The organism is Streptomyces sp. iso_384 (assembly GCF_056172905.1).
Genome location: NZ_JBWBTT010000001.1, coordinates 715102 through 737897, shown reverse-complemented (window position 1 = coordinate 737897; position 22796 = coordinate 715102). Strand labels below are relative to the sequence as shown.

20 protein-coding genes and 1 tRNA gene are annotated in these 22796 nt (G+C 70.5%); 12 read left to right on the top strand and 9 right to left on the bottom strand.

What is annotated here, in order from left to right:
- Positions 1-789 precede the first annotated feature (789 nt).
- On the top strand, positions 790-1461 hold the full coding sequence (locus AC0VY3_RS03335; protein WP_475548882.1) for a hypothetical protein: 672 nt from the start codon (positions 790-792) through the stop codon (positions 1459-1461).
- A gap of 222 nt (positions 1462-1683) precedes the next feature.
- On the opposite strand, the gene AC0VY3_RS03330 is transcribed toward AC0VY3_RS03335, so the two are convergent.
- Positions 1684-2046 carry a helix-turn-helix domain-containing protein gene (locus AC0VY3_RS03330; protein ID WP_475548881.1) on the bottom strand — a complete coding sequence of 121 codons (363 nt, stop codon included), beginning with the start codon at positions 2044-2046 and terminating at the stop codon, positions 1684-1686.
- 185 nt (positions 2047-2231) lie between these two features.
- Here AC0VY3_RS03330 and AC0VY3_RS03325 point away from each other — a divergent pair, with 185 nt between their 5' ends.
- The 5 genes from AC0VY3_RS03325 to AC0VY3_RS03305 all read left to right on the top strand — a co-directional run bounded on the left by AC0VY3_RS03325 (position 2232) and on the right by AC0VY3_RS03305 (position 6765).
- Complete coding sequence (locus AC0VY3_RS03325) at positions 2232-3104, top strand: hypothetical protein (RefSeq protein ID WP_475548880.1); 873 nt, start codon at positions 2232-2234, stop codon at positions 3102-3104.
- 217 nt (positions 3105-3321) lie between these two features.
- Positions 3322-4236: a hypothetical protein gene (locus AC0VY3_RS03320; protein WP_475548879.1), complete on the top strand. Its 915-nt coding sequence runs from the start codon at positions 3322-3324 to the stop codon at positions 4234-4236.
- On the top strand, positions 4233-5738 hold the full coding sequence (locus tag AC0VY3_RS03315; RefSeq protein WP_475548878.1) for a hypothetical protein: 1506 nt from the start codon (positions 4233-4235) through the stop codon (positions 5736-5738). Before AC0VY3_RS03320 ends, AC0VY3_RS03315 begins: the two co-directional genes overlap by 4 nt.
- A 198-nt stretch (positions 5739-5936) precedes the next feature.
- Positions 5937-6009, top strand: a tRNA-Arg gene (locus tag AC0VY3_RS03310).
- A 147-nt stretch (positions 6010-6156) separates the two neighbouring features.
- A complete protein-coding gene (locus AC0VY3_RS03305) occupies positions 6157-6765 on the top strand; it encodes a hypothetical protein (protein ID WP_475548877.1) in 609 nt (202 codons plus the stop codon).
- Positions 6766-6857: 92 nt separating this feature from the next.
- Here AC0VY3_RS03305 and AC0VY3_RS03300 read toward each other — a convergent pair whose 3' ends face one another.
- Both AC0VY3_RS03300 and AC0VY3_RS03295 read right to left on the bottom strand, forming a co-directional pair.
- On the bottom strand, positions 6858-7481 hold the full coding sequence (locus AC0VY3_RS03300; RefSeq protein WP_103508181.1) for a DUF4333 domain-containing protein: 624 nt from the start codon (positions 7479-7481) through the stop codon (positions 6858-6860).
- Positions 7482-7556: 75 nt separating this feature from the next.
- Positions 7557-8411 carry an aminoglycoside phosphotransferase family protein gene (locus tag AC0VY3_RS03295; RefSeq protein ID WP_475548876.1) on the bottom strand — a complete coding sequence of 285 codons (855 nt, stop codon included), beginning with the start codon at positions 8409-8411 and terminating at the stop codon, positions 7557-7559.
- A gap of 99 nt (positions 8412-8510) precedes the next feature.
- Here AC0VY3_RS03295 and AC0VY3_RS03290 point away from each other — a divergent pair, with 99 nt between their 5' ends.
- Positions 8511-9284, top strand: a complete 774-nt coding sequence (locus tag AC0VY3_RS03290) for an ATP-grasp domain-containing protein (RefSeq protein WP_242742570.1) — start codon at positions 8511-8513, stop codon at positions 9282-9284.
- Positions 9285-9346: 62 nt separating this feature from the next.
- On the opposite strand, the gene AC0VY3_RS03285 is transcribed toward AC0VY3_RS03290, so the two are convergent.
- The 3 genes from AC0VY3_RS03285 to AC0VY3_RS03275 form a co-directional block, all read right to left on the bottom strand.
- Positions 9347-10204, bottom strand: coding sequence for an adhesin (locus tag AC0VY3_RS03285; RefSeq protein WP_475551628.1), 858 nt, complete (start codon positions 10202-10204; stop codon positions 9347-9349).
- 195 nt (positions 10205-10399) lie between these two features.
- Positions 10400-12268, bottom strand: coding sequence for an MFS transporter (locus AC0VY3_RS03280; RefSeq protein WP_475548875.1), 1869 nt, complete (start codon positions 12266-12268; stop codon positions 10400-10402).
- A 166-nt stretch (positions 12269-12434) separates the two neighbouring features.
- Positions 12435-14894, bottom strand: coding sequence for a serine hydrolase (locus AC0VY3_RS03275; RefSeq protein WP_475548874.1), 2460 nt, complete (start codon positions 14892-14894; stop codon positions 12435-12437).
- A gap of 192 nt (positions 14895-15086) precedes the next feature.
- On the opposite strand from AC0VY3_RS03275, the gene AC0VY3_RS03270 reads away from it, so the two are divergent.
- From AC0VY3_RS03270 to AC0VY3_RS03260, 3 genes are all read left to right on the top strand, one after another.
- The gene (locus AC0VY3_RS03270) at positions 15087-15806 is read left to right on the top strand and encodes a GOLPH3/VPS74 family protein (RefSeq protein WP_003968450.1); all 720 of its coding nucleotides are present in this window, start codon (positions 15087-15089) and stop codon (positions 15804-15806) included.
- 265 nt (positions 15807-16071) lie between these two features.
- Positions 16072-16929, top strand: a complete 858-nt coding sequence (locus tag AC0VY3_RS03265) for a helix-turn-helix domain-containing protein (protein ID WP_103513250.1) — start codon at positions 16072-16074, stop codon at positions 16927-16929.
- Between the two features lie 282 nt (positions 16930-17211).
- Positions 17212-17418, top strand: a complete 207-nt coding sequence (locus tag AC0VY3_RS03260) for a DUF397 domain-containing protein (protein ID WP_030078613.1) — start codon at positions 17212-17214, stop codon at positions 17416-17418.
- A gap of 122 nt (positions 17419-17540) precedes the next feature.
- Here AC0VY3_RS03260 and AC0VY3_RS03255 read toward each other — a convergent pair whose 3' ends face one another.
- The gene (locus AC0VY3_RS03255) at positions 17541-18407 is read right to left on the bottom strand and encodes a hypothetical protein (protein ID WP_475548873.1); all 867 of its coding nucleotides are present in this window, start codon (positions 18405-18407) and stop codon (positions 17541-17543) included.
- Positions 18408-18492: 85 nt separating this feature from the next.
- Between AC0VY3_RS03255 and AC0VY3_RS03250 the strand changes: the two genes are divergently transcribed.
- Together AC0VY3_RS03250 and AC0VY3_RS03245 are read left to right on the top strand one after the other, a co-directional pair.
- Positions 18493-19275, top strand: coding sequence for an SDR family oxidoreductase (locus AC0VY3_RS03250; protein ID WP_475548872.1), 783 nt, complete (start codon positions 18493-18495; stop codon positions 19273-19275).
- Between the two features lie 396 nt (positions 19276-19671).
- The gene (locus tag AC0VY3_RS03245; RefSeq protein ID WP_475548871.1) at positions 19672-21252 is read left to right on the top strand and encodes a sodium:solute symporter family protein; all 1581 of its coding nucleotides are present in this window, start codon (positions 19672-19674) and stop codon (positions 21250-21252) included.
- Between the two features lie 15 nt (positions 21253-21267).
- Here the strand turns inward: AC0VY3_RS03245 and AC0VY3_RS03240 are convergent, their stop codons facing one another.
- A complete protein-coding gene (locus tag AC0VY3_RS03240; protein ID WP_475548870.1) occupies positions 21268-22383 on the bottom strand; it encodes an ADP-ribosylglycohydrolase family protein in 1116 nt (371 codons plus the stop codon).
- 199 nt (positions 22384-22582) lie between these two features.
- On the bottom strand, positions 22583-22774 hold the full coding sequence (locus AC0VY3_RS03235) for a hypothetical protein (RefSeq protein ID WP_475548869.1): 192 nt from the start codon (positions 22772-22774) through the stop codon (positions 22583-22585).
- Positions 22775-22796 lie beyond the last annotated feature (22 nt).

Genomic DNA, 22796 nt, shown 5'->3' with positions numbered 1-22796 from the left:
TGTGTGCCGTCCATAGCCCTCAGGCAACGGGAGGACCGTTTGGCGCATGCGAGGCCCTTCGTGAAGCTTCGATGAAGTGCGTTCTCGAAGATCAGGCAGGCATGCTGGCCGCAGGCAGCGGTGAGGACGGCCAGGCTCTCAACCGGGCAGGCGGGCGGCTGACTGCGAGAGTGGTGTTCGGCAGCCGCAGGCCGGTCGGCCTTCCGCCGTTCCGCTTTCCTTGACCTTGATCACAGCGGGGATGCCGGGAGTTCCGAGCCCCCGAGGGTGGCGTGTCCCCGTGCGGCCGTGCCACGGGGGTGCGTGTTCCCTGCTCTGTCACCTGCGCTCCCTCGTGCCGCTCATATGGGTGAACGGAAGATTTACGAGGCTGTCGGCGGTCCACGCAGCGGTCGGGCAGAGCCCTCCGTGCCCTGTTCAGCATGCCGCTCGACCGAGGTGGGCACGGGCTGCTGTGGTGCGTAGGCTCCCACCGCAGCAGCACCGCAGCACACGGCGCCGGCTGGGCTGCTGATCCGGGTGTCATCCCGCCTGCAGCCCGGGAACGCTGGGGTTCTACCTCTCTCCTGAGTGGTGGTCAGCAGTCCTGCTGCGGCCGCATCTACGGCTCCCGCGGCAGGCCGTGCTGCAATCCTTAAGAGACGTTACGCCCGGTCAGAAGCGCTTCTGACAGGCTGCGTTGGTGCGGCAGGGGAGGCGGAGCCCGACACGCCGCGCGCTCCTGACACATGGGCCCAGCTGAGGTCAGCCCGCGCGCTCCTGTGCTGCTGAGGCCCTAAGGTGATCGCCATGCAGCCGACCGACGATGCCACCACCAACCCCAGCTTGGTCGTGACGGACATGGACTCCCTGATTCGCGAGTGCGACGCCGGCCTGGCTACCTACGACGCGGAACTTGTCCGCCTGGCTTCGGGAGTCGCCACGCTGCAATCGAAGATTGCTGACGTGCTCTGCACCAGGCAGAGCACGGAGGAGACCCGCGATGACGCGATCCGCGTCCGGGAAGACCTCTTGAGGGCAACACGGGCGGGGGTTGCCCTCAGAAGCGGTCAGCGCCGAGGAGGCTCCCAGGGCACGGACGCCCCCGAACCCGGCGCGGACGAAGTGGTCGACGACGCCGATGCGTCCGCGAGTTCTCCGCCGCCGTCACCGGATGCCCCTGTGACCGAGGGCACAGACCATGCGGAGGCGGCTGGGTCGCCGACGGGACCCGACGCTTCGACGCTCGGCCCGCGCACCGCTCAGGCGTTGCAGGTCATCGTGAGCGAGCCCGGACTGCGGTGGACACCGAAACTCCTCGCGGTCCAGCTGGAGGGCCAGGAGGCCGCAGCCGACCAGAAGGCACACAATCGTGCCCGGGCGCTGATGGACGGCCTGGCCAAGAAGAACTTCCTGGTGAAGCACCAGGACGCCGAGCGGCGCTGCCACTTCGCGCTTGCCTCGACGGTGGGGGCCGCTTAGAAGCCCCCCTTTAGGCGACCGCCTCCCGCGTGCTAGCAAGGTTTGCAGGCCGGCGCTACACGCGCGGGGGCGGTCTCATACGACTCTCGGCCGTACCCCCACGTTACCGGTTCCTGGACGGGCAAAGGGTGGTTCGGCCTGCTTTTCGCCCGATCGGGAGGTCGAACCCCATGCACCAGACGCATCATCAGATTACTCCGGGCCGGATGATCCGGACGGGAACTAGCCCTCGCTACCGCGCCGATGCGCGGGAACTGGCTGGTGGCGGGCACCGTCGTCACCCGTCGGCCATTTCGTGTGCTGCGGCCAGAGCATCTCTTCGAGACTCTCCTCGAGGCTCGCGAGCGTAAACATGTCGGGCCACACAGTTCCAGCGAGGATGTTGGAGATGACCTGCCGGTTGACGCCGGAGGCGGTCGCCAAGGCATTGGCCGACAAGCCTCGCCGCTCCATCGCTTCCGACAGCGCCCGGGCAAGCGCCTGCCCGACCTGCGCCTGCCGGACGCTGTCCATCACCGCGTACGGCCATTCGCCGGCCACGGCGTAGTCGCGCGGCTTTTTTCCACGTCTTGTTCCTCCGGGCATGCGACCAGTGTGACGGACGGGATGCCGACTTGCGCACCCCGAACCACCATGAGTTGCTATCAGAGTAGCAACCATCGGGATGTGCGCCCCCTCTCTGCTGAAAGGTGTTGTGTCTAGTGTCGACTCGACAGGCGGGAGCACCACCGGTCACCGGCCGAGCCCGGCTGGCCCCCGGGGAGCGGCTGATGCCGGCGCCGAAACTGCCGGCGGACCAGTACCTCCTGGTGCTCGTTGCGGCCTGCTCGGCGGTCAACCCGGTAGGGGCGGCCGAGCTGGCGGCGGCTACCGGAGTCATCGCCAAGAACTGCGGGCTGGTACCGGTGTTCGCGATGGACTGTGGCCTGCTCGTCAAGGGGCACCGGCGGGCGACGTATCTGCCCAGCGGCAAGGGCCGGCACATCGCCCGGGCTTTCGAGCGCAGCGAGAGCGAAGGGCGGGCCGCGGTGCGGAACAAGTGGAAGGGCCGGTGGTTCGCACGGGCCGTGAGGGAGCGCTGCCGCTACGGACCGGTCTCACGCGAGGGTCTGGTGGCCAAGCTCATGACAGCCGCCCGTGCCGAAGAAGGGCGCATCAAGCAGGCTCACGTCCTGCTCGACCTGATGGTCGCCGTCGGCCTGGTCACCGTGGAGGAGTCCGGTGAACTCCACTGGTACGAGGGAGCCTCCCACTCGGATTCCACCCCCGGCCCCCCCGGCACCGACACCGCGCGCGAAGAGGCCACACAGGACGGGGTCCAGGAAGAGCTGCCCCAGGGAACGGACCCGCCACAGACTGAAGGGACAGACCCCGGCGACCGCAGCCAGGAGAGGCACTCCTATCAAGGCGAAGGTTCCCAACCGCCCGCGTCAGAGGTTCCCCGCCCACGCGGCAACGTGCCCGGCGGAGAACAGGCAGCCGAGGACGCAAACACTGAACAAGATCTTCTGTCTCTGCTGCTGCCGCCGATCCTTCTGGCAGACCTGACCCGCCTGACCTCGACGGAAGTCCTCGAGCTTCACCGCCACCTGAGAGCCGTCACAGCCCTCACCGCCAAACTCCGGGGCCATCGCATCACCTGAACCCGGAAGACAGAAAAGTCCGGCAGCGCCAGCTTCCTTGGCCGGTGCGGCGCTGCCGGACTCCCACCTCCACCCGACAACCCGCCCGGCAGAGCCGTGCGGGAAGGGAGCTTCGGCATGTCCTCACACAAGGCGAGGAACACCCACGGTAGCGCGGCCGATCACGTGCCCGCCCACGTTCACTTCAGTTCCGGACCCCTTCAGGAGGTGGTCCACCATGGCTAGGGCCACCATCCACCGGGCTCTGCTGGAAGTCAGCCGTCAGTGGCTGCAGCAGGCAGCCGACGGCGACATGGCCATCGAGACCGTCGACCTCTACATCCAGATCAGTGAACGGTTCGATGCCTTCGCCGCCGCCCACAGCATCCACCGAATGGATGACGTCACCGGACAGGTGGCCGAACTCTTCATCGACGCTCCCGGCCGCGACCGGCGCGACAACATCACCCTCGTCCCGACGGGCAGCACCCGCCGCCAGCGCCGCTCCGCCCTCGCCTCGCTCTTCGTGCACGCCCGGGCCCTCGGTATGACCCAGGCCGCGCCCCTGCTCGACTCTCCCCCCATCCCACGACCGCCTCGCAGCACCGGCGCCGAACTGAGCGACGCCGAGATCGAGGACCTCCAGTTCCACTCCGAACGCGGCATGCCTGTGACCCGGCATGCCGCCTTGTTGGCCTTGCTGCTCTCGGGTCTCGGCAGTGCCGAGACCTCTCAAGCAACCCCCGGCGATCTGGATCTCGCCCAAGCCACCGTGACCACCGAAGGCAGCACATACACAACCCCCAGGACCTGCTCGCTCAGCCCCTGGTCCGTGCGCGCCCTCCGTCTGCGCGCCGACTACCTGGCCGAGCACCGGCCCGGACAGAACCGCCTCGTCACCAGCGACTCCTCCACCCGGTACACAGCGCAGGCCAGCGTCGGCGCCGGCTTCAACGACATCGCACGCCTCTCGGGCCTCGCGACCGCCGCCCGGAGGGTCGAACCCCGCGACATCACCCGGTACGTCGCCCGCCAGGTGCTGCTGCAGACCGGCCAGATCTCTGAAGTCGCCCGACGGCTGGGCCTCTCATCCCTCGACAACGCAGCCGAACTCGCCGGACTGGCCTGGAAGACCGGCGGAGACCCGCGATGACAACCCGCAGAGCTGCACGCCCCAAGCCCACGTCCAAGGCCTCCCCCAAGCCCACGAACTCCCCACTGTCCTACGTCTACGGACCCGTCCCCGACGACGCCTTCGGAGCGAAGAGCGATCCACCAGAACCGCACGGGCCGCAAGCCCCGCACCTGATCACCGACCACCGTTTCGCCTACCTGATCAACAACCCGGACCTCTACACCGCGGCCGACACCCTGCCCGGGCCCCGACCGGTCGGGCGGCCCCCGCACCATCCGCCCGTCGTCTATCTGATCTTCCTTTGCTCGATCTCCGTCTTCGGATCCGCCCGCGCCACTGCCGCCCATTTTCAGGACGAGGACTGGTGGAACCGCGTCCGCTCAGCGATCCGCACGAACCTGGGCGACGAGGCCGCGGACGCACTGCGGCCGACCGGCCCCACCCGCAGCAACTGGAACCACTACTTCCGTAAGTACCTCAAGCCTGCTCACGACAAGATTCGTGACATCAGCGGCGACTTGTGGGTCGAACAGGCCCTGGCACACGGGATGCTCTGCGAAACCAGCAGGAGAGCCAGCCGCGTCCGCCCAGAGCGCCAGCAGGTCCTCCACGGCGACGCCACCGTCGCACGGCCCCCCTCCGGGCACTCCGAGCACGAGACGCCCGACAAAAGGACCGGCGAGATCCGCCGACACCGAGTGGACGAAGACGCGGGCATCTGCGTCGAAGGCGGTGGAAAGCAGGTCTACGGCAACAAATTCCTTTCCACAGCCGTACGCCTGGCCGCCACCCCTCACAGCCGCGTGATCCTCGCCCTGGAGTCCATCCGCCACAAGTCTCCGGCGGAAGACCCCCACCGCGAGTCAGAAGGGGTCGCGCTGGTCGCCATGGTCAAGCGCATCCTCAAGCGCGCCCGCGGCACCAAGGCCGTCACCTACGACGTCGCCCTCCGCGGCAGGCACCGCGCCCCCCTCATCGCCGAGGGCCTCGTCGTGTTCACCTCACAGCACGACGGACTCACGCCTCAATCCCTCATGCGCTACAAGAAGGGGACGTGCTCCCACGACCTCTACGTGGCCGAGGGCAGAGTGTGCGAACGGCGCCTCACCGACGGCAGCAAAACGCTCTACACGCCTCTGCCGGTCGAAGAGCTCGAGTGCCGTGGCGGTAAGAACAGCACGCGCTTCTACCACCGCATCACCATTCCCTGCCCCGCCGAGACTCACCAGCTCCGGGTTCGTGTCGACGAGACCGGCGAAGACCGGCAGGTCGACCCTAAGACGAAGAAGCAGCGCTTCAACCGCACCGAGCATCTTCGCCAGGTACCTCCCGACACCCCGGCCGGCCGCCGCCTGAAAGGCTTCCGCCAGGACAGCGAGTCCATCCACTCACGCTTCGACCAGGCCTACCCCCACGAGCGAGTCCCGGCATACGGCGCCAAGGGAGCCCTACTGATCTACCTGGGCTACGCCTGGCTGAACAACTCGATCACCCGAGCACTCAACCCCCTCCACCCCTGACACCCCAGGCCCCCCTGCACACCAGGACGCCCGGGCCAGATCCCCCAGCAAGCCACGCACCCATACGTCCAGCACACCACCCGCTACACTGGCGGCGGCGAGCAGACCCTCACCGGTCGATCACCAACCTGTCCAAAACATGTCAAAAACTGACTCCATACATGGCGTCTTTTTAGACACATTTTTGGGCAGATCCCCGCCTTCGTAGCTCAGGGGATAGAGCACCGCTCTCCTAAAGCGGGTGTCGCAGGTTCGAATCCTGCCGGGGGCACACGTACGACCGAGCCGACCTGGGGCTTCCCCTCCAGGAAGGCCCTGTGGCCGTCGGCTTCACTCTACGGAGTGGAGTCGGCCGCTCGCGGGGGAATGTCGGCCTCGCCTGCTTCGGCTCCATGGCGGCCTGCCCAACGATGAGCGCATGTCACTGCACCGTCTGCGTTCGCTCACCCGCCGCGCGGTTCCCGCGCTGCTGGTCGTCCAAGTCGCCCTGCTCCCTCTCCAGTCCGCCTCTGCCGCCGAGCACGGGGCGCCCCCCTGCCGGTCGTCCGACACCTGTGGTTCGGTCATCGTCGCCCCGGTCTCCCAGGCGGCTCCGGACGAGGGTGACTGCACCAGCCCGGAGCCGGTCGTGTGTCTGATCCGGAGTGAGACCCCACAGGAGCGCGAGGTCGCCCGGGATCAGCGGATGCGGTATCACGAGCTTCTTGAGGACATGGAGCGTACGGAGTGCGCGATGCGCGCCGAAGGGCGCTCGGAGGAGGAGATCGCCCGCACCCTGGTGCAGATGCGCAACGACGCCAAGGACGTCGTCCGGGCCGGTATGACCCCGGAGCAGGTCGCGGAGCTGGAGGCGCGTAACCAGAAGAAGTACGGCAACCCGCTCGGCCCGACGGCGGACCAGCTCCATCTGAAGTACGGCTCCTGGGAGAAGGTCACCGAAGCCGCCACGCGTTCGAGCGCGGCCGTGGACCGCGAACTCGGTCTGGAGTTCCGTCACTGCCCGTGTGACGTGCTCCAGGCCGCCTGACGCGACCCGCACGTCGGGTGGTCGTACGGGAGGGAGTGCCGCTGCGGCCCGCCCCCGCCTCGGCGAGGGTGGGGGCGGGCCGCAGCGGTGTGTCAGCCGTTCGGGGTGTTGTCCACCTGGAAGTTCATCTTGACGGTGCCGTTGACGGCCGAGGTCGCGGTGACCGTCACGCCGTACTGCTTGCCGTCCGCGGCCAGTTGGCAGCGGATGGTGGCGTTCACCCGGGCCGGCAGGTCCTGGGGGCAGGAGAAGGCGTCGGGGGCCTGGCCCGTCTGTGCCGTCAGGGCGGCCTTGCCCTGACGGGCGACCTCCGCCTTGTCCACCGTCTGTGTCCCGCCGCCGGCGCTCGGGGTGCCGGAGGGGTCGGGTGCCGCGGAGCCGCCCGCGCCGGGGGCGTCGTCGACCTTGAAGTCCATCTTGACCTTGTCGTCGTCGACCGACGTCGCGGTGGCCGTCATCCCCTGCTTCTGGCCGCCCACGGTCACCTCGCAGCGCGTGGTCTCGCCCGCCTCGGCCTTGAGGTCGCTCTCGCACGTGACGTCGTCGATCTCGCGGCCGATCTTCTTGCTCAGGGCCACCGACGCCTGCTTCGCGACCTCTTCCTTGCTCACCGCCTTGGGGCTGCCCACACTGACCGAGCAGCCTGCGACCAGCAGCGCCGCCAGCACCCCCACCGCCGCTCGCGCCACGATCCGGCTCCGTGCCGTCTGCCGCATCGCATTCCCCCGAGATATGTTCATGTCAATCGCTTGGGCGGCCAACGTATCACTCGGCTCCGGCCGCCCCGGCCCTTACGTGACGGCCTCCTCGATCACCCGCGCCGCGATCCGCGCCATCACCGGATGCGACTCCCGGTAGTGCGCGAGCTCCATCAAGGCGATCGACAGCGCCCAGCCCCGCCCCCGCGTCCAGGTCGCGTCGTCGGCCGCCACCGCCGTACGGAAGGTCTCCCTGGCCCCGGCCGTCAGCAGGTACCAGGCCGCGATCAGGTCGACGGCGGGGTCGGCCAGGCCGGTGCAGCCGAAGTCGACGACCGCGGTGAGGCGGCCGTCCGCGACCAGGACGTTGCCCGGCTGGAGGTCCCCGTGCACCCAGACGGGGTCGGCCGTGAAGGGCAGGGCGGCCAGGGACGCGTTCCAGGCGGCGGCGGTGTTCTCCCGGTCCACGACCCCGTCCAGGGCCGCCAGCGCCTCGCGGGTCGCCCGGTCGCGGGAGGCCAGGGGCTCGCTGCGGTAGGCGGGCGGGGCGTCCGCCGGGTCGATCCGGCGCAGCGCCAGCACGAACTCCGCCAGGTCCGCCGCGAGCAGCTCGGAGGACGAAGAGCCGTCGCCGGGGCCCGGGTTCGTGCCCTCCAGCCAGGTGCAGACCGACCAGGGCCGGGGGAACGCCTCGCCCGGAACGCCTTGGGCCAGCGGGAGCGGTACGGGGAAGGGCAGGCGTGGGGCCAGCCTCGGCAGCCAGCGGTGCTCCGTCGCCACATCCGCCGCGCTGCCTTCGGTACGGGGCAGCCGTACGGATTTGTCGGCGCCCAGGCGGTAGATCGCGTTCGCGGTCCCGCTCGCCTCGACCGCCTCCACGGGCAGATCCGCCCACTGCGGGAACTGGGCGGCGATCAGGCCGCGTACGAGCGACGGTTCAATGATCATGCGGCGATCGAACCAGGCGCGCCCGGCCCGCACAACGTGCACCACATCGCCGGTAATTCGGTGGGGCGCGGCGCACCCCGTACGGGAGGATCAGCGGCCATGACCCGCCCCCCGCGCACCCTCGTCCTTCCGCCCCGCCTCACCGCCTCCGCACGGACGTTACGTACCACCGCGCTGCGGCGCGGGCTGCGGATCGTGGAGGCCACGGCCTCCGCCGTCTCGGAATCGAAGGCGGAACTCGGAGGCCGTTCCGTGCATCTGCACGCCGGACCCTCCTTCGCCGACGTCGTGGCCCCCACGCTCGGCATCGCCCTCCTGGAGGCTCCCGCCGACTGGCTCGCCCGGCTCCCCCGGGCGCTCACCCAGCGGGACGTCCGGGCGATGCCCATCGGCGACGCGTACCGGCTGCGCCGTCCCGCCTTCGTCAAGTCGCCCAACGACAAGAGCATTTCGGCGCTCGTGTATGCGGACGGGTCCCGGCTGCCCGGACCCGATGCCGTGGACCCGGCGACCGTGGTGCTGGTGAGCGACGTGATGACGTTCGCCGTCGAGTACCGGCTCCATCTGCTCGACGGGGCCGTCCACGCGGCCGGGCAGTACGCCGAGGCCGGCCGGCTCCGGCTCGGGCCGCCGGACGGTGACGCGCTCGCCTTCGGGCGGGAGGTCCTCGCGGCCGCCGGGGCGAGCCTGCCCTCCGCGATCGTCGTCGACGTCGGCCGGGACGACGAGGGACGCTGGGCCGTGATCGAGGCCAACGCCGCCTGGGCCAGCGGATGTTACGAGGCCGAGCCCGGCCGCGCCCTCGACACCGTCCTCCGCGCCGCCGGGCCCGCCGCCGACCTGTCGCCGCGCGACCGTGCCTTCGTGCGGTGAGGGGCCACGGGCCCGTCGCCGCACGGCCCTTCGCCCTCGCGCGGTGAAAGCCCCGTCGCCGCTCAGTGGCAGGTCGCCCGCATCTGCGCCGCCGCGTGGTGCGCGCCGACCCGGCCCGCGTCGCCCCAGTCCCGGCCCCGGTCGATGAGCTGCACCGCGAAGACCTCGCCCTTGACCGGGTAGCTGCGCACCGGGACCGCGCTCCCCCGGTGTTCCGTCTGGCGTACGGCGAAGCCGGTGTAGGCGGAATCCGCGTCGTCCGGGTCCGAGAGCACCCGGTAGACCGTCGGGTCTCCGGCGGCGTCGCGCGGGCGGCCGCTGTCGGGGACGAAGACGGTCAGCGCGCACTCGCTGAACCCCCGGCCCAGCCGCCAGGCCCAGACGGCGGTGGAGCCCCGGTCCTCCGTCGGGCTGCCCGACATCGGGACCGCGCTGAACCGGCCGTCGCACCCGCCGCCGTCGAAGCCGCCGTTCTCGACCGTGTACCAGGCCGCGTCCCCGCTCTCGAAACGGCCGTGCTCCGTGTACGTACCCGCCGAGCAGCCGGGGCCGGCCCACTGCGTGAAGCGGTCCCCGTCGGCCGGGGGCTCCGACGAGGTCCCCGAGGGGGCCGGGGCGTCCGGACCTGTGCCCGGGACCGGGCCCGGCCCCGGGGCGATCCTCGTGGGGGCACCGCCGCCGATCCGGTCGGGCAGCGCGCCCGCCCGGCCCGCCGCGTCCGTCCGGCTGCCGCCCCCGCCGACCAGCAGCGAGGCGACGGTGACCAGGCCCCCGGCGGCCACCACGACGCCCGCCGCGATCAGGGCCTTGCGCCGGCGCGGCAGTGTGGAGATCCGGCCCGTCAGCGTCTCGCGCACGACCCAGGAACCGTCCATGCCGGGCGCGCGGGACGTACCCGCCCCACAGCCGGGGCAGACCATTCCGGGCAGCGGGCCTCGCCGCCCGCCGCCGCAGTGTTGGCACCTCATGGCAGGACACCTTGCCAGGGCGCCGCCCGCAGAGGGAGAGTCCGTACCCGATGGCCCGTACACGGGACGTACGGAAACGGCGCGACCAACGCCCTTTCCGTACCGGCCCGTTCGCCTTCGAAAAGCGGAATGCGGAGTGCGGAGCAGTCAGCTCAGCTCTTCGGGGCAGGGCGTGCCCGGCTGGAGCTGGTACGGGGCCGCCAGCCGGTACACACCCGGTCGTGGCGCGAGCAGTTCGGTCCACTCGTCGCCGTACGGGCCCTCCTCGACCTTGTTCAGGCAGCCGTGGGTGTTGACGTACGTCTTCGGCGCGGTCTCGTCCACCGCCGACCGCTCCTTCGACTCCTCGGTCTCCAGCGGGCGCTCCACGCTCTTGCCGTCCTCGTCGACGAGGGCCAGCCACCGCGTGTACGGGATCCGGATCAGCACCCGGCCCGCCGACTTCACGGTGATCGTCAGCTCGTCGGCGCCCGCCCGCTCCACCGTCGCCGGCGGGTCGGCCAGCGGCACCGGGTCCAGCACGCGGAAGAGCTTCCAGTTCGCGTCGCCCCAGATCTGGCGCAGATACGGCTGCCCCTGCTCGACCAGCTCCGCCTCCTGGACCGCCCCGTTGTCCGGCCGGTCCTTCGGCAGCACCACGTAGTGCACGGCCCAGCGGTCCAGCCACTCCCGGTAGTTCACCGGGTCCAGCGTGTCGTCGTAGAAGAGCGGGTTGCGCTTCATGTCCGCCTGGCGGTTCCAGCCGCGCGCCAGGTTGACGTACGGGGCGAGCGCCGATGACTCGCGGTGACTGCTCGCGGGCACCACCTCGACCCGGCCGCGCTCCGCCTCCACCTGCTGGAGCTGGTTGATCAGCGGGGCCAGTTCGCGGTTCCAGGACGCGGCGGGCGCGGTCCGGACGATGTCGTCCACGCCCTTGAAGCCGATCCAGAAGTTGAGGCCCACGAAGGCCAGGACCAGCGCGTACCAGCGGCGGCTGCGCGGCGCCGTGTACGGCAGGGCGGCGAGCAGCGCCACCCCGGCGAACAGCATCGCCATGCGCGTGATGTTCGACCCGATCTGCGAGTCGATGACGTACGTGAGGAGCGTGCCGAGCCCGTAGACGGCGGCGGCGGTGCGGACCGTGCTCCAGTCGCGCGGCACGAGGAAGAAGACCAGCACCGAGAAGATGAACGGCAGCGACAGCGTCCCGAGCGACATCGGCTGCGTACCCGAGAACGGGAACAGCCAGGCCGACAGACCGACCACGGCGACCGGGGCGAGGCCGATCGCGTACGCGCCGGGGCGTCGTTTGTGGAGGAACAGCGCCGCCGCGACGACGCCCAGGAAGAGTCCGGCGACCGGGCTGGACGCGGTCGCGAGGGCGGCGAGCGGGGCGGCGACGGCGGCCTTGGCCCACCGCTTGTACCGCCACCGGTAGGGCCAGCAGAACACCGCGGCCACCGCGCCGACGGCGAACATCATGCCGAGCCCGAACGTCACCCGGCCCGACAGCGCGTTGCACAGGAACGCGAAGACCCCGGCGAGCGAGCAGGCCAGCGGATTGCGGACGGCCGGCACCCGGACCAGGATCAGCGCGGTCAGCGCGGAGGAGACCGTACCGACGATCATCATCGTCGTACGGACGCCGAGCAGCGACATCAGATAGGGCGAGACCACGCTGTACGAGACGGGGTGCATGCCCCCGTACCAGGCCAGGTTGTACGCGGTGCCGGGGTGCCGGCCCACGAACTCGGCCCAGGCGTCCTGCGCGGCGATGTCACCGCCGGTGTTGGCGAAGAAGAAGAACCAGAGGAGATGGAGGACGGCGGCGGCCGCCGTCGCGACGGTGACCGGGTGGCGCAGCAGCCGGCGGGCCCGGACCTGCGGCGCCCCGGCCTCGGTGAATCCTGCGGCCGGTCCCTCGGCGGGAGATTCCGGGAGGCGGGGGGACGGCACGCGGACGTGCAGGGCGTCGCCCTCGGCACCCGTGGTCCCGTCCGCCTCGCGGCCGGGTTTCGGCTCCGCGGTGGTCACTACGGCTCTCCCCGTCTCCGCCGGCCCCGTACCTCCTCTTGGACGCGTCCCGGCGTCCTTGAGTTGTCCGGGGACGCTAACACGTACCTCCGACACGTTTCTCTGTCATAACCGTCGCAGGACGGGGAGGGGCGGGCGACGTCGCCCGCCCCTCCCACCTGGTGTCTCAGCCGATCCTGGTCAGCTTGTCGCCGAAGGCCGGCTGGGCCAGGTCGGACTGCAGCACCACCGGCGCCGTGACCCTCCCGGTGCCGGTGCCCACGGTCACCGAACCGACCTCGCTCCCGGCCTTCGCCTCGCGGTCGATGCCCTTGCCGTTGTCCGTGACCTTGAGCTCGACCTCCAGGCCGGACCAGCCGACCGCCTTGAGGTTCTTGGTGGCGATCACCGGGGTCTGCCCGCCGAATCCGTTGTCCACGTACCCGACGACATCGCCCTTCTTCACCACCGTCGCCGAGGTGGCGGCCTCCTGCGCGTCCTTGATCAGCTTCAGGCTGTTCTGGAGCGACAGCTCCAGGCTGTCGTAGACCCGGCCGGTACCCGCCTGCTGCCCCATGACCGCGCCGTAGATCCACAGCATCTTGCCGTCGACCTTGGTGTTCGCGGACCAGAGCAGGTTGCCGCCCGCCGGGGTGGAGGAGCCGGTCTTGATGCCACTCACGCCCGGCTGCAGCAGCAGGTTGTTGTTGTTGTAGATCTTGCCGTCGATGCCCTCGATCTCGACCTCGGGCATGTCCACGATCTCCCGGAAGACCTCGTTGCGCATGACCGCCTGCGCCAGCTTCAGCTGGTCGGTGGCCGTGGAGACGGTGGTCTTCTCCAGGCCGCTCGGGTCGGTGTACGTCGAACCGGTCATGCCGAGGTCCTTGGCCGCCTCGTTCATCTTCTCGAGGAACGCGTCCTCGGAGCCCGCGTCCCAGCGGGCGAGCAACCGCGCCGCGTTGTTCCCCGAGGGGATCATCAGCAGCTGGAGCATCTGCCGCTGGGTGAGCTCCTGGCCCTTGGTCAGCGGGGCCGTCGACTCGTCGGGGCGCTTGGACTCGTCCTCCGCCTTCTGGTCGACGGTGATCTTCTCGCCCTCCTCGTCGCCCTTGAGGGGGTGCTCCTCGAGGATCACGTAGGCGGTCATGACCTTCGCGACGCTCGCGATCGGGGCGGGCTTCTGCGCACCCTCGGAACCGAGCGAGCCGACGCCGTCCACCATCACGGCCGACTGCCCCTGGCCCGGCCAGGTCAGCTTCGTCGCCCCGCCCTCGAAGGTGTACGTCGGCTTCGCCGTGAGCTCCAGCGAGGGCTCCGGCAGCGGGCGCATCACCTGCACGATCGCAAAGACGATCAAGAGGAGGAGCACCAGCGGGGTCCAGATCTTGACCCGTCGCACCGCGGTCCGGACCGGGGTCTCCGGGGGCGGCGGGGTGTTCGTCAGCTCGGCGAGCAGGTCGAGCGGCGGCCTCGGCGGCAGCGGCTGCTGCCGGGTCCGCTCGGCCGCCGCCCAGGAGGGGGCGGCGGGCGCCGGAGCGGCCGGAGCGGAGGTCTCCGGGGTGCGCGCGGACGCGTCGGGCCGGGCGTCGGGCCCGGTGCCGGGTCCTGCCTCGGACTCGGACTCGGGCTTGCGGGGTGCGGGGGCCGGTCGTAGGTCGTCGGAGCGCAGCGGCACGAACGTGCTCGTGCGCTCGGCGTCGCTCTCGGGCTTGCTCCCGGACTCGTCGTCGGGCTTGCCCTCCGGCTCGCTCTCGCGGGGCGGGAGCTTCAGCGCGGTCGTCGCCTGGTCGACGCGCTCGGCCGGCTTGACCGCCTTGAAGATGGCCGTGGGCTGATCGATTCCTCGCAGGTCGGAGGCGTCGGCGGCGGCAGGCTCGGCCTCCGCGTCGGGGCCGGGCTTCGCCTTGTCGTCCGGCTCGCCGTCCGGCTCCGGCTCCGGCTTCGCGTCCGCCTCGGGCTTGGATTCCGCCTCGGGCTCGGCCTTCGTCCCGGCCTCGGGCTTCGGTTCCGCCGTCGCGGAGGGCGCATCCGTGCCGACGGCCTCGGACTCGGGCTCCTCGTCGGAGTCCGCGGCGTCCTCGGAATCCGCCGCCGGCTCGCCCTCGGCCGCGGCATCGACCCAGGCGGCCACCGCGGCCCGCAGACGGCCGTCCCCGGCGTCCGCGTCCACGTCGGTGTCGTCAGCCGGCCCCTTCGCCGATTCCTCGGCAGGCGCCTCCGCGCCAGGCTTCTCCTCGCCGGACACCCGCACGCCGGACGCCCCCGCGTCCGTGTCCGGGCTCGTACGGCCCTCAGCGGCTCCCGCGCCCTCCGGACGCGTGGTGGCCTCCTCGGGGGCCTCGGAGGCCGTCACAGCCGCGCTCTCCGGCTCGGGCTCGGGCCGGGCGGCGTCCCGCGGAAGCCGGGGCCGGAACACCGCGGTCGCCGTGTCGGACGTGGGCCGCGCGCCAGCACCCGAGCCCGAGTCCGTATCCGCACCCGAATCCGCACCCTCGTCCGCTGCGTCCGCGTTCGCGTCGGCGTCGGCGTCGGCGTCGGCGTCGGCGTCGGGGTCACGGAACACGGCGAAGCGCGGGTCGCGTTCCTCCGCAGCCGTCCCCGACGACTTCCGCTGCTCCGTTTTGTCGGGGGACTCGCCCGCCACCGATGCCTCCTCATGCGCTGCGGGGCCACCCCGCGCTGTCCGAACCATCTACCAGTGTCCTGTGTGAACCCCTGGCCGAGCTGCTAGACGAGAACGACATAGCTACTGGTTCCCGTACAAAGCAGTCAGGCACTCTCGACAGATGAATGTGAGAGGGGTCACCCTGTCAGACATCCACGCGGGGAGGCATGGATGGGCAGGAGCCGCAGAACAATCCCGGAGGAGCTTCTGTTGCTCGCTCTGGACCCGACCACGGGTACCACAGCGCAGCCGCAGTCGCTCGACCTCGGCCTGGCCGGGGCACAGCTAGTGGAGCTGGCTCTGGCAGGACGGATAGCCCCTGACGGGGATCGTATCGCCGTGGTGATGCCACGGCCGACAGGAGATCCGACTCTGGACTCCGCACTGGAACTGCTGCGCCGTCGTGGCAGTCCGGTCCGGGCGGTCCACTGGATCGGCGGACCCCGGCTGGGGCTGCGCCAGATCTATCTCGCTCATCTGGAGCGGTGCGGCATGGTTCATGCCGTGGCGGGCCAGATGTGCGGAGTGCTGCCGACGACTCGCTACCAAGCGACGGAGACGGCGATCAGCCGGGACATCAGGAACCGGCTGGACAGCGCGATCCGCACCGGCGTACCGCCGGACCCGCGGACCGCGGCGCTCGCCGCACTGGCCCACGCGGTCGGACTCGGCAAGCACCTGTACCCCGGGAACGAGGGGCGCTCATCGCGCTCCCGGCTCCGGGATCTGATCAGGCACGACCCGATGGGCGGTCTCGTGGCGCACGCCGTGATGGACGTCCAGAACGGAGTGGCAGTCCAGCCACGCCGTACGCAGCAGGCAGCGGGTGTTCCGTTGCAGCCGCAAGCGCAGGCCCGCCGAGGCAGCATGGCGCACACCGCCGCGAGCTGACCGCACGGACCTGCGAGCAGCACACAACAGCACACCGCCGTACCGTCGTCGGTCATCACAGGACCCGGTCCGGGAGCCGCACCACGCACGGGGCAGCCGGTAGTCACCATCACCGGCTGCCCCGTGCGCTTGCGCGCCGTCCCGCGCGCCGGTGCGCACGCCCCCGTGGCCTGCGTGTGGCCGTTTCCCAGCGCGGCCGGGGCAAGGGGTGGCAATCTGCTGAGCAGTAGATACGCACAGCTACATAGCCGGAGGTGCCGTTTCCGTGCCGTCCAACGTCAATCCCACTGTCAGGCGACGCAGGTTGGGCCAGGAATTGCGCCGCCTGCGCGAACTCAAAGGCATGACGGCCGAGGAAGTGGCGGAGCGGCTGCTGGTCTCGCAGTCGAAGATCAGCCGCCTCGAGAACGGCCGCCGCTCCATCAGCCAGCGCGATGTGCGCGACCTCTGCGGGGTGTACGAGGTCGAGGACCACCGCATCGTCGACTCGCTCATGCAGATGGCGAAGGACTCCCGTCAGCAGGGCTGGTGGCACGCCTTCGGCGACATCCCGTACAGCGTCTACATCGGCCTGGAGACCGACGCGGAGTCGCTGCGGGTGTACGAGCCCCAGATGATCCCGGGCCTGCTCCAGACCCGGGCGTACGCCGAGGCCCTGATCAGCGGCGCGCTTCCCGAGGCGCCGCCGTCGGACATCGAGAAGCGGGTGAACGTACGGTCGCGGCGGCAGGACCGGGTCAACGCCCCGGACAATCCGCTGCGGCTGTGGGCGGTGATCGACGAGTCGGCGCTGCGCCGGGTGGTCGGCGACAGGCAGGTGATGATCGACCAGCTGGAACACCTCGTCGAGCAGTCGCATCTGCCGCATGTCACCGTGCAGGTGCTGCCGTTCGAGATGGGCGCGCACCCGGGGATCAACGGCCAGTACGCGATCCTGGAGTTCCCGGACGCCGCGGACTCCAGCGTCGTCTACATCGAGGGCGTCACGAGCGATCTCTATCTGGAGAAGGCGAACGACGTGCAGCGCTACAGCGTGATGTACGAGCATCTGCGGGCGCAGGCGCTGAACGTGGAGCAGACCCGGGAGTTCATCAGCAAGATCGCCAAGTCGTACACGAGCTGACACGTCGCGCACGGGCCGGCATGTCGCCGTCGTGGCCGCCGTCGGTGGCCGCCGTCGTGGCCGACATGCCGCCGTCGCATACGAGCCAATCCGGGAGCGGCTGGAAGTGATGGGGCGGCGGGATGGTACACCGCCGCCCACTCTCCTCGGAAGGCGTACCAGGGAAAGACCATCCGGTCGAGTGAACGGCCATCTCATGGACGGAGCTTGGCGAGTAGCGTCGATCACGCCAATCGGAATCAGGTTGGTGCGACTCACCCAACTCTCTGAACCGGAGTGAACATGGCAATTCTTCAGGGTGCTACGGACCAGTGGACGAAGTCGTCGTACTCCGGGGGCAACGGCGCGTGCGTCGAGGTCAAGTCCCCGGTCGCGCTGTCCATCGCCGTACGTGACTCGAAGGCCCCCGAGGGCCCCTCGCTGACCTTCGTCCCCGGTGCGTGGAACGCCTTCGTGCGCGATGTCGCCACCGGCGCTGTCGACGCCTGATCACACATCACCGCAGCACAACAGCGCAGAGCAGCACCACTGCACCACCTGATGGAGCCCTCTCGACCGGTTCGCCGTCCTGGCCGAGGGGGCTCGGCACGATCCGGCACCGCGCTCCGGCGTCACCGCAGCCGGTCGACGTACAGATCCGTCCCCGGCACCGTCGGCACGAACGGGGCGACCAGCTCGACCCTCCCGAGCCCGGCCTCCGCGACCGCCGTGTCCAGACCGGTGAAGCGCTCCTCCCAGCAGGTCCGCGGGTCCTCCTGGAGGAACCACAGCAGCGTCAGCCGACGGTCGACCCCCTCGACCTGCTTGACGTACGTCATCCGGTCGCCGGGCAGCGGCGTCGGCCGGAACACCGTGACCATGGCCGCGGGCGACCCCTTCAGCCGCTTCGGGAGATGGCGCGATCGCAGCCATTCCAGCAGCTCCGCCCGCTGTTCGGGCCCCTCGGCGTCGACGACCTGGAGGACGAGACCCGCGTACGGGTGGTCCAGCGCGTGGAAGTCCCGGGGGCCGGCGGCCCCGTCGCGGTAGACGGTCGCCTCGTGGTCCTGGAAGGCCGTGAAGACATGGGTGCGGTCCTGGTAGACCCGGCCGTCCCGGTTCAGCCGCTTGTTGATGGCGACGGTCCACTTCATGTGGTCGTCGTAGCGCCCCTCGGTCACCCAGTACGTCGACAGGTAGCAGCCCGCGGAAACCGGCCGGGCCACCGCCGACTCCTCCGGATAGCGCAGCTCCTGGAGCTCCTTGGTGGCCACCCAGCGCCGCCCGGCGAACATCCACGGCATCGCCGTCGCACCCGCGTAGTAGTGGTCGTCCTCGTACCAGCGGTTGTAGGCGTACTCATGGCCCGGATGCGGTTCGACCATGGTGATCAGGGCATGCCCCGGCCGCACGCCGTACGGTCCGGTCGCCGCCAGCTCCGCATACCTCTCGCCGCTCCTCTCGCCGTACCCCTCGCTCCGTGTCCCGTCGTCGCCCACCGGGTCTCCCTTCCTCTTCCATCGGCTCGCGCGTCCCACTACTCTGACGGTCCGTCAGATAAACTGCCAGGGCCGGGAGGCGCCGATGTCGCTCGCAGGGAAGACCGTCATCGTGTCCGGCGTCGGACCGGGGCTCGGGCACCGGGTCGCGGAGACCGTGGTGCGCGACGGCGGGCGTGCGGTGCTCGGTGCGCGTACGGCGGCGAACCTGGCCAAGTCGGCGGAGGAGATCGATCCGGAGGGCCGGCACACGGCCCACCTGCCGACCGACATCACGGACGAGGCGCAGTGCGAGTCGCTGGCCGCGCTGACGGTGGAGCGGTTCGGCGGTATCGACGCGGTGGTCCATGTGGCCGCCTGGGACAGCTACTTCGGCGGGCTCCGGGACGCGGACTTCGCCACCTGGCAGTCGGTCATCGATGTGAACCTGCTCGGTACGCTGCGGATGACCCGGGCCTGCCTGCCCGCGCTCAAGGAGCGGGGCGGCTCGGTGGTGGTGATCGGCACGCAGTCCGCGGTGGCCGCCCCGTCCCAGGTGTGGCAGGCGGCGTACGCGGCGTCCAAGGGGGCGCTCACCTCGGCGATGTACTCGCTCGCCCGGGAGCTGGGGCCGGACCGGATCCGGGTCAACACGGTGCTGCCGGGCTGGATGTGGGGGCCGCCGGTGCAGGCGTACGTCCGGTTCGCCGCGCACTCCGAAGGCGTACCGGAGTCCGAGGTACTGGCCCGGCTCACCGAGCGGATGGCGCTGCCGGAGCTGGCCACGGACGGGGATGTGGCGGAGGCCGTCGCCTTCCTCGCCTCCGACCGGGCCCGGGCGATCACCGGCCAGTCACTGCTGGTCAACGCGGGCGAACTGATGCGCTGACGCGTTCGCGCACGAGCCACCCCCCCTCTCTCGGACTTCTCGAACCTCTCGGACTTCTGGATCTCTCGGCCGCACGGGACCCGCATCCCGTGCGGCCTTCGCGCGTTGCCGCACGCTCCCTGACTTCTGCGAACTTCTCTTCTGCACAGCCTGACGAAGTGCCCGCCCATCGTGTGGCCGCCGTCACGTTCGCGACAACGCCTCACAAGGTCAAGAACTAGTCAAATCGTTCGTCTTGCTGATTGGTGTTCACATCTATGACCACGGACAGTCTTGACCGTGGCCCCCCGCAGGGGGTTCAATCCCCGAAGTCCCCGCTCCCGCAAGGGGACGCCGCTGAACGGCCGTACCGACGAAGTGCGTTCCCGTTCACAAGGCGGACCCCTGGAGGGGGACATGAACAGTCTCGACTGGGCTGTGCTCATCGGCTACTTCGGCGTGATGGTCGCGATCGGACTCTGGTCGCACAAGCGCGTGGACAACGTCAGCGACTTCTTCACCGCCGGCGGCAAGATGCCGTGGTGGCTTTCGGGCATCTCGCACCACATGTCCGGCTACAGCGCGGTGATGTTCACCGGTTACGCCGGTATCGCGTACCAGTACGGGGTCACGTCCTTCGTGACCTGGTCGCTGCCGATCGCCATCGGCATCTTCATCGGTGCGAAGCTCTTCGCGCCCCGGCTGAACCGGCTGCGCTCGCGGCTCCATGTCGCCTCGCCGCTGGAGTACCTCAAGAACCGCTACAACATCCAGACCCAGCAGGCGCTCGCCTGGTCCGGGCTGCTGCTGAAGATCGTGGACGTCGGCGCCAAGTGGGCGGCCATCGCCACCCTGTTGTCGGTGTTCACCGGCCTCTCCATCACCCAGGGCATCCTGATCACCGGCGTGGTCACCGGGATCTACTGCACGGTCGGCGGGCTGTGGGCGGACGCCCTCACCGAACTGGGCCAGTTCATCATCCAGTTGTTCGCCGGTCTGGCGATGCTGCTCGCCGTGATGAGCAAGCTCGACGGCTTCTCCACCCTGTGGACGGTCTGGGACAGGCTTCCCGACGGGCACGCGGACCCGACCGCCGGGCCGTACACGGTGACGTTCCTGATGGCGTTCCTGTTCATCAAGACCTTCGAGTACAACGGCGGCATGTGGAACCAGGCCCAGCGGTACATGGCGACCGACTCGGCCGCCTCCGCGACCCGCTCCGCGCGGCTCTCGGCACTGCTCTGGCTCGTCTGGCCGGTCGTGCTGTTCTTCCCGATGTGGTGCGCCCCGCTGCTGGTCGACGCGCAGAAGCCGGACGCCTCCGACAGCTACGCCCTGATGACCGAACAGCTGCTGCCGCACGGCCTGTTGGGCCTGGTCATCGTCGGCTTCTTCTCGCACACGATGGCCATGTGCTCCTCGGACGCCAACGCCATCGCGGCCGTCTTCACCCGGGACATCGCGCCGACCCTCTCCAAGGCGGCGCGCGGCTGGAGCGAGCGCGCCGGGCTGATCGCGGCCCGCTGGACCACGGTCGCCTTCCTGGCCCTGTCGATGGCCATCGCCACGCAGATCAACTCGCCCACGTTCAAGGACATCATCACCGTCGTGATCAAGTGGGTCGCCGGGCTGATGGGTCCGATCGCGATCCCGTTCATGCTGGGTCTGCTGCGCCCGTTCCGGAAGTCCGGGCCGACGGCGGCGCTGGTCAGCTGGGCTGCGGGCCTGATCGCCTTCTGGCTGGTCAACTACCCGGTCAACTGGGCCGTCGAGGGCGGCGTGCCGCTCCAGTACCAGGTGTCCGTACCGCTGGCCGTCTCGCTCGTGCTCTACATCCTGATCGGCTTCGTGAAGCCGGAGGACACCCCGGAGCGCGACGCGATCCTGACGAAGATCAACGAAGGCGACGGCGACGACGGCGGTGACGGTACGGCGACGGCCGCCACGATCCCCGCCCAGGACGGAGGCCCGACCCCCGCGCCTCAGCCGCGCGGGTAGTCGGCGGACCGCGCCTCAGCCGCGCGGGTAGCGGGCCAGCCAGCCCGGGGCGACGGCCGAGGGGCTGTGCAGGGCGGGGCCCTGGGTCATCTCCATCGCGAAGTCGTCGGCCAGTTCGAGGAGTGTGGACCGCCCCTCCAGCTCCGCGAGCCAGGCCGGCGGCAGCGCGGTCTCGCCGTGCAGCGCCCCGAGCAGCGCCCCGCAGACCGACCCGGTGGCGCGGGAGGGGCCGCTGTGGTTCACCGCGAGCCGCAGACCGTGCCGGATGTCCTCGCTGACCAGCGCGCAGTACACGGCGACGGCGAGGACTTCCTCGGCGGCGTCGCTCGCGCCCAGCGCCTCGATCAGCGCCGGTCCCGGGATGCCCTGCCGCACGGAGCCCAGCGCCTGCCGCAGCGCCTCGGTCACCGGCTCGTGGCCGGGGCGCTCCGTGAGCAGGGCCAGCGTGTGCTGCACGGCGCCGTCCAGGCTCTCGCCGCGCGCGAGCCCGTGCACCAGTACGGCGAAGGCTCCGGCGGCCAGCTGGGCGGCGGGGTGGCCGTGGGACTGGGCCGCGCACTCGACGGCGAGTTGCAGCACGAGACCGGGTTCCCAGCCCACCAGGAGCCCGAACGGCGCGGACCGGGTGAGCGCGCCGGCGTCCCGGGCGGTGGGGTTCTTCGGCCGGTCCAGGGTGCCCATGACGGCGTCGCCGAAGCCGCCCAGGCATTCCCGGGCGGGGTCGCGGCGGGCGTAGAGCCACTCCTCGGCGGCCAGCCAGCCGTTGTCCTCGCGCCGTTCGTCGGGCCCCCAGTGGTGCTGGGTGGCGGCCCAGCGCAGATGGGCCCGGTGCACGTCGGTGGGCGGGTGCCAGGCTCCGGTGTCGCGGCGGACCTGGGCGCGGATGAGTCCGTCGACGGTGAACAGGGTGAGCTGGGTGAGGGCGGTGACGGCGCCGCGTCTGCCGTGCGCGGGAACGTAGTCGGTGACGCCTTCGACCCCGTGGGCGGCGCGGATCTCCTCCAGCACGAGCTCGCTGACCCCGGCCCCGAGCGCGTCCCCGACGGCTCCGCCGAGCAGGGCCCCGCGGACCCGGCTGCGGAAGTCCTGCTGCTCGGCCCGGCCCCAGACCGCCGTGGTCCCTGTGCTCACCCCGCCCCCTCCCCGTCGCCGCTCCCGGCACCACGTGCTCGCCTCTGCGGGCCGCTGCGGGCGACCGCGCAAGCACTGTAATCGAACGGGGACGGGCGGTAGAGGGCGCGACCTGGGTACGTACGGGTATGTCGACGGACGTCCCGCAGGTCGTTTTTGGGCGATGGGGCGGCCTTGGGGAGATCAGTGGCCGGGGCGGCTAGAAGTCGTCCGGCAAGATCCGGAAGTGCGTACAGCGGCCTGCAAGCGGCCGCAGCTCACGGAAGTCCCGGATGTCCCGGATGAGCACGGCGCCCGTGTCGCACTCGGACACACCCAGGCGTCTCGCCGCTTCCTTGATCAGGCAGAGGTCTTCGTCGTCCGCGTACACATGCGTCCCTTTCAGCCCCATACGTCGATGGTGCAGGACCTGT

Bases quoted from the DNA above. Each gene is read 5' to 3' on its own strand.
- AC0VY3_RS03335 (WP_475548882.1), top strand. From the start codon at position 790: ATGCAGCCGACCGACGATGCCACCACCAACCCCAGCTTGGTCGTGACG.
- AC0VY3_RS03330 (WP_475548881.1), bottom strand. From the start codon at position 2,046: ATGCCCGGAGGAACAAGACGTGGAAAAAAGCCGCGCGACTACGCCGTG.
- AC0VY3_RS03325 (WP_475548880.1), top strand. From the start codon at position 2,232: ATGCCGGCGCCGAAACTGCCGGCGGACCAGTACCTCCTGGTGCTCGTT.
- AC0VY3_RS03320 (WP_475548879.1), top strand. From the start codon at position 3,322: ATGGCTAGGGCCACCATCCACCGGGCTCTGCTGGAAGTCAGCCGTCAG.
- AC0VY3_RS03315 (WP_475548878.1), top strand. From the start codon at position 4,233: ATGACAACCCGCAGAGCTGCACGCCCCAAGCCCACGTCCAAGGCCTCC.
- AC0VY3_RS03305 (WP_475548877.1), top strand. From the start codon at position 6,157: ATGTCACTGCACCGTCTGCGTTCGCTCACCCGCCGCGCGGTTCCCGCG.
- AC0VY3_RS03300 (WP_103508181.1), bottom strand. From the start codon at position 7,481: ATGCGGCAGACGGCACGGAGCCGGATCGTGGCGCGAGCGGCGGTGGGG.
- AC0VY3_RS03295 (WP_475548876.1), bottom strand. From the start codon at position 8,411: ATGATCATTGAACCGTCGCTCGTACGCGGCCTGATCGCCGCCCAGTTC.
- AC0VY3_RS03290 (WP_242742570.1), top strand. From the start codon at position 8,511: ATGACCCGCCCCCCGCGCACCCTCGTCCTTCCGCCCCGCCTCACCGCC.
- AC0VY3_RS03285 (WP_475551628.1), bottom strand. From the start codon at position 10,204: ATGGTCTGCCCCGGCTGTGGGGCGGGTACGTCCCGCGCGCCCGGCATG.
- AC0VY3_RS03270 (WP_003968450.1), top strand. From the start codon at position 15,087: ATGGGCAGGAGCCGCAGAACAATCCCGGAGGAGCTTCTGTTGCTCGCT.
- AC0VY3_RS03260 (WP_030078613.1), top strand. From the start codon at position 17,212: ATGGCAATTCTTCAGGGTGCTACGGACCAGTGGACGAAGTCGTCGTAC.
- AC0VY3_RS03250 (WP_475548872.1), top strand. From the start codon at position 18,493: ATGTCGCTCGCAGGGAAGACCGTCATCGTGTCCGGCGTCGGACCGGGG.
- AC0VY3_RS03245 (WP_475548871.1), top strand. From the start codon at position 19,672: ATGAACAGTCTCGACTGGGCTGTGCTCATCGGCTACTTCGGCGTGATG.
- AC0VY3_RS03235 (WP_475548869.1), bottom strand. From the start codon at position 22,774: ATGGGGCTGAAAGGGACGCATGTGTACGCGGACGACGAAGACCTCTGC.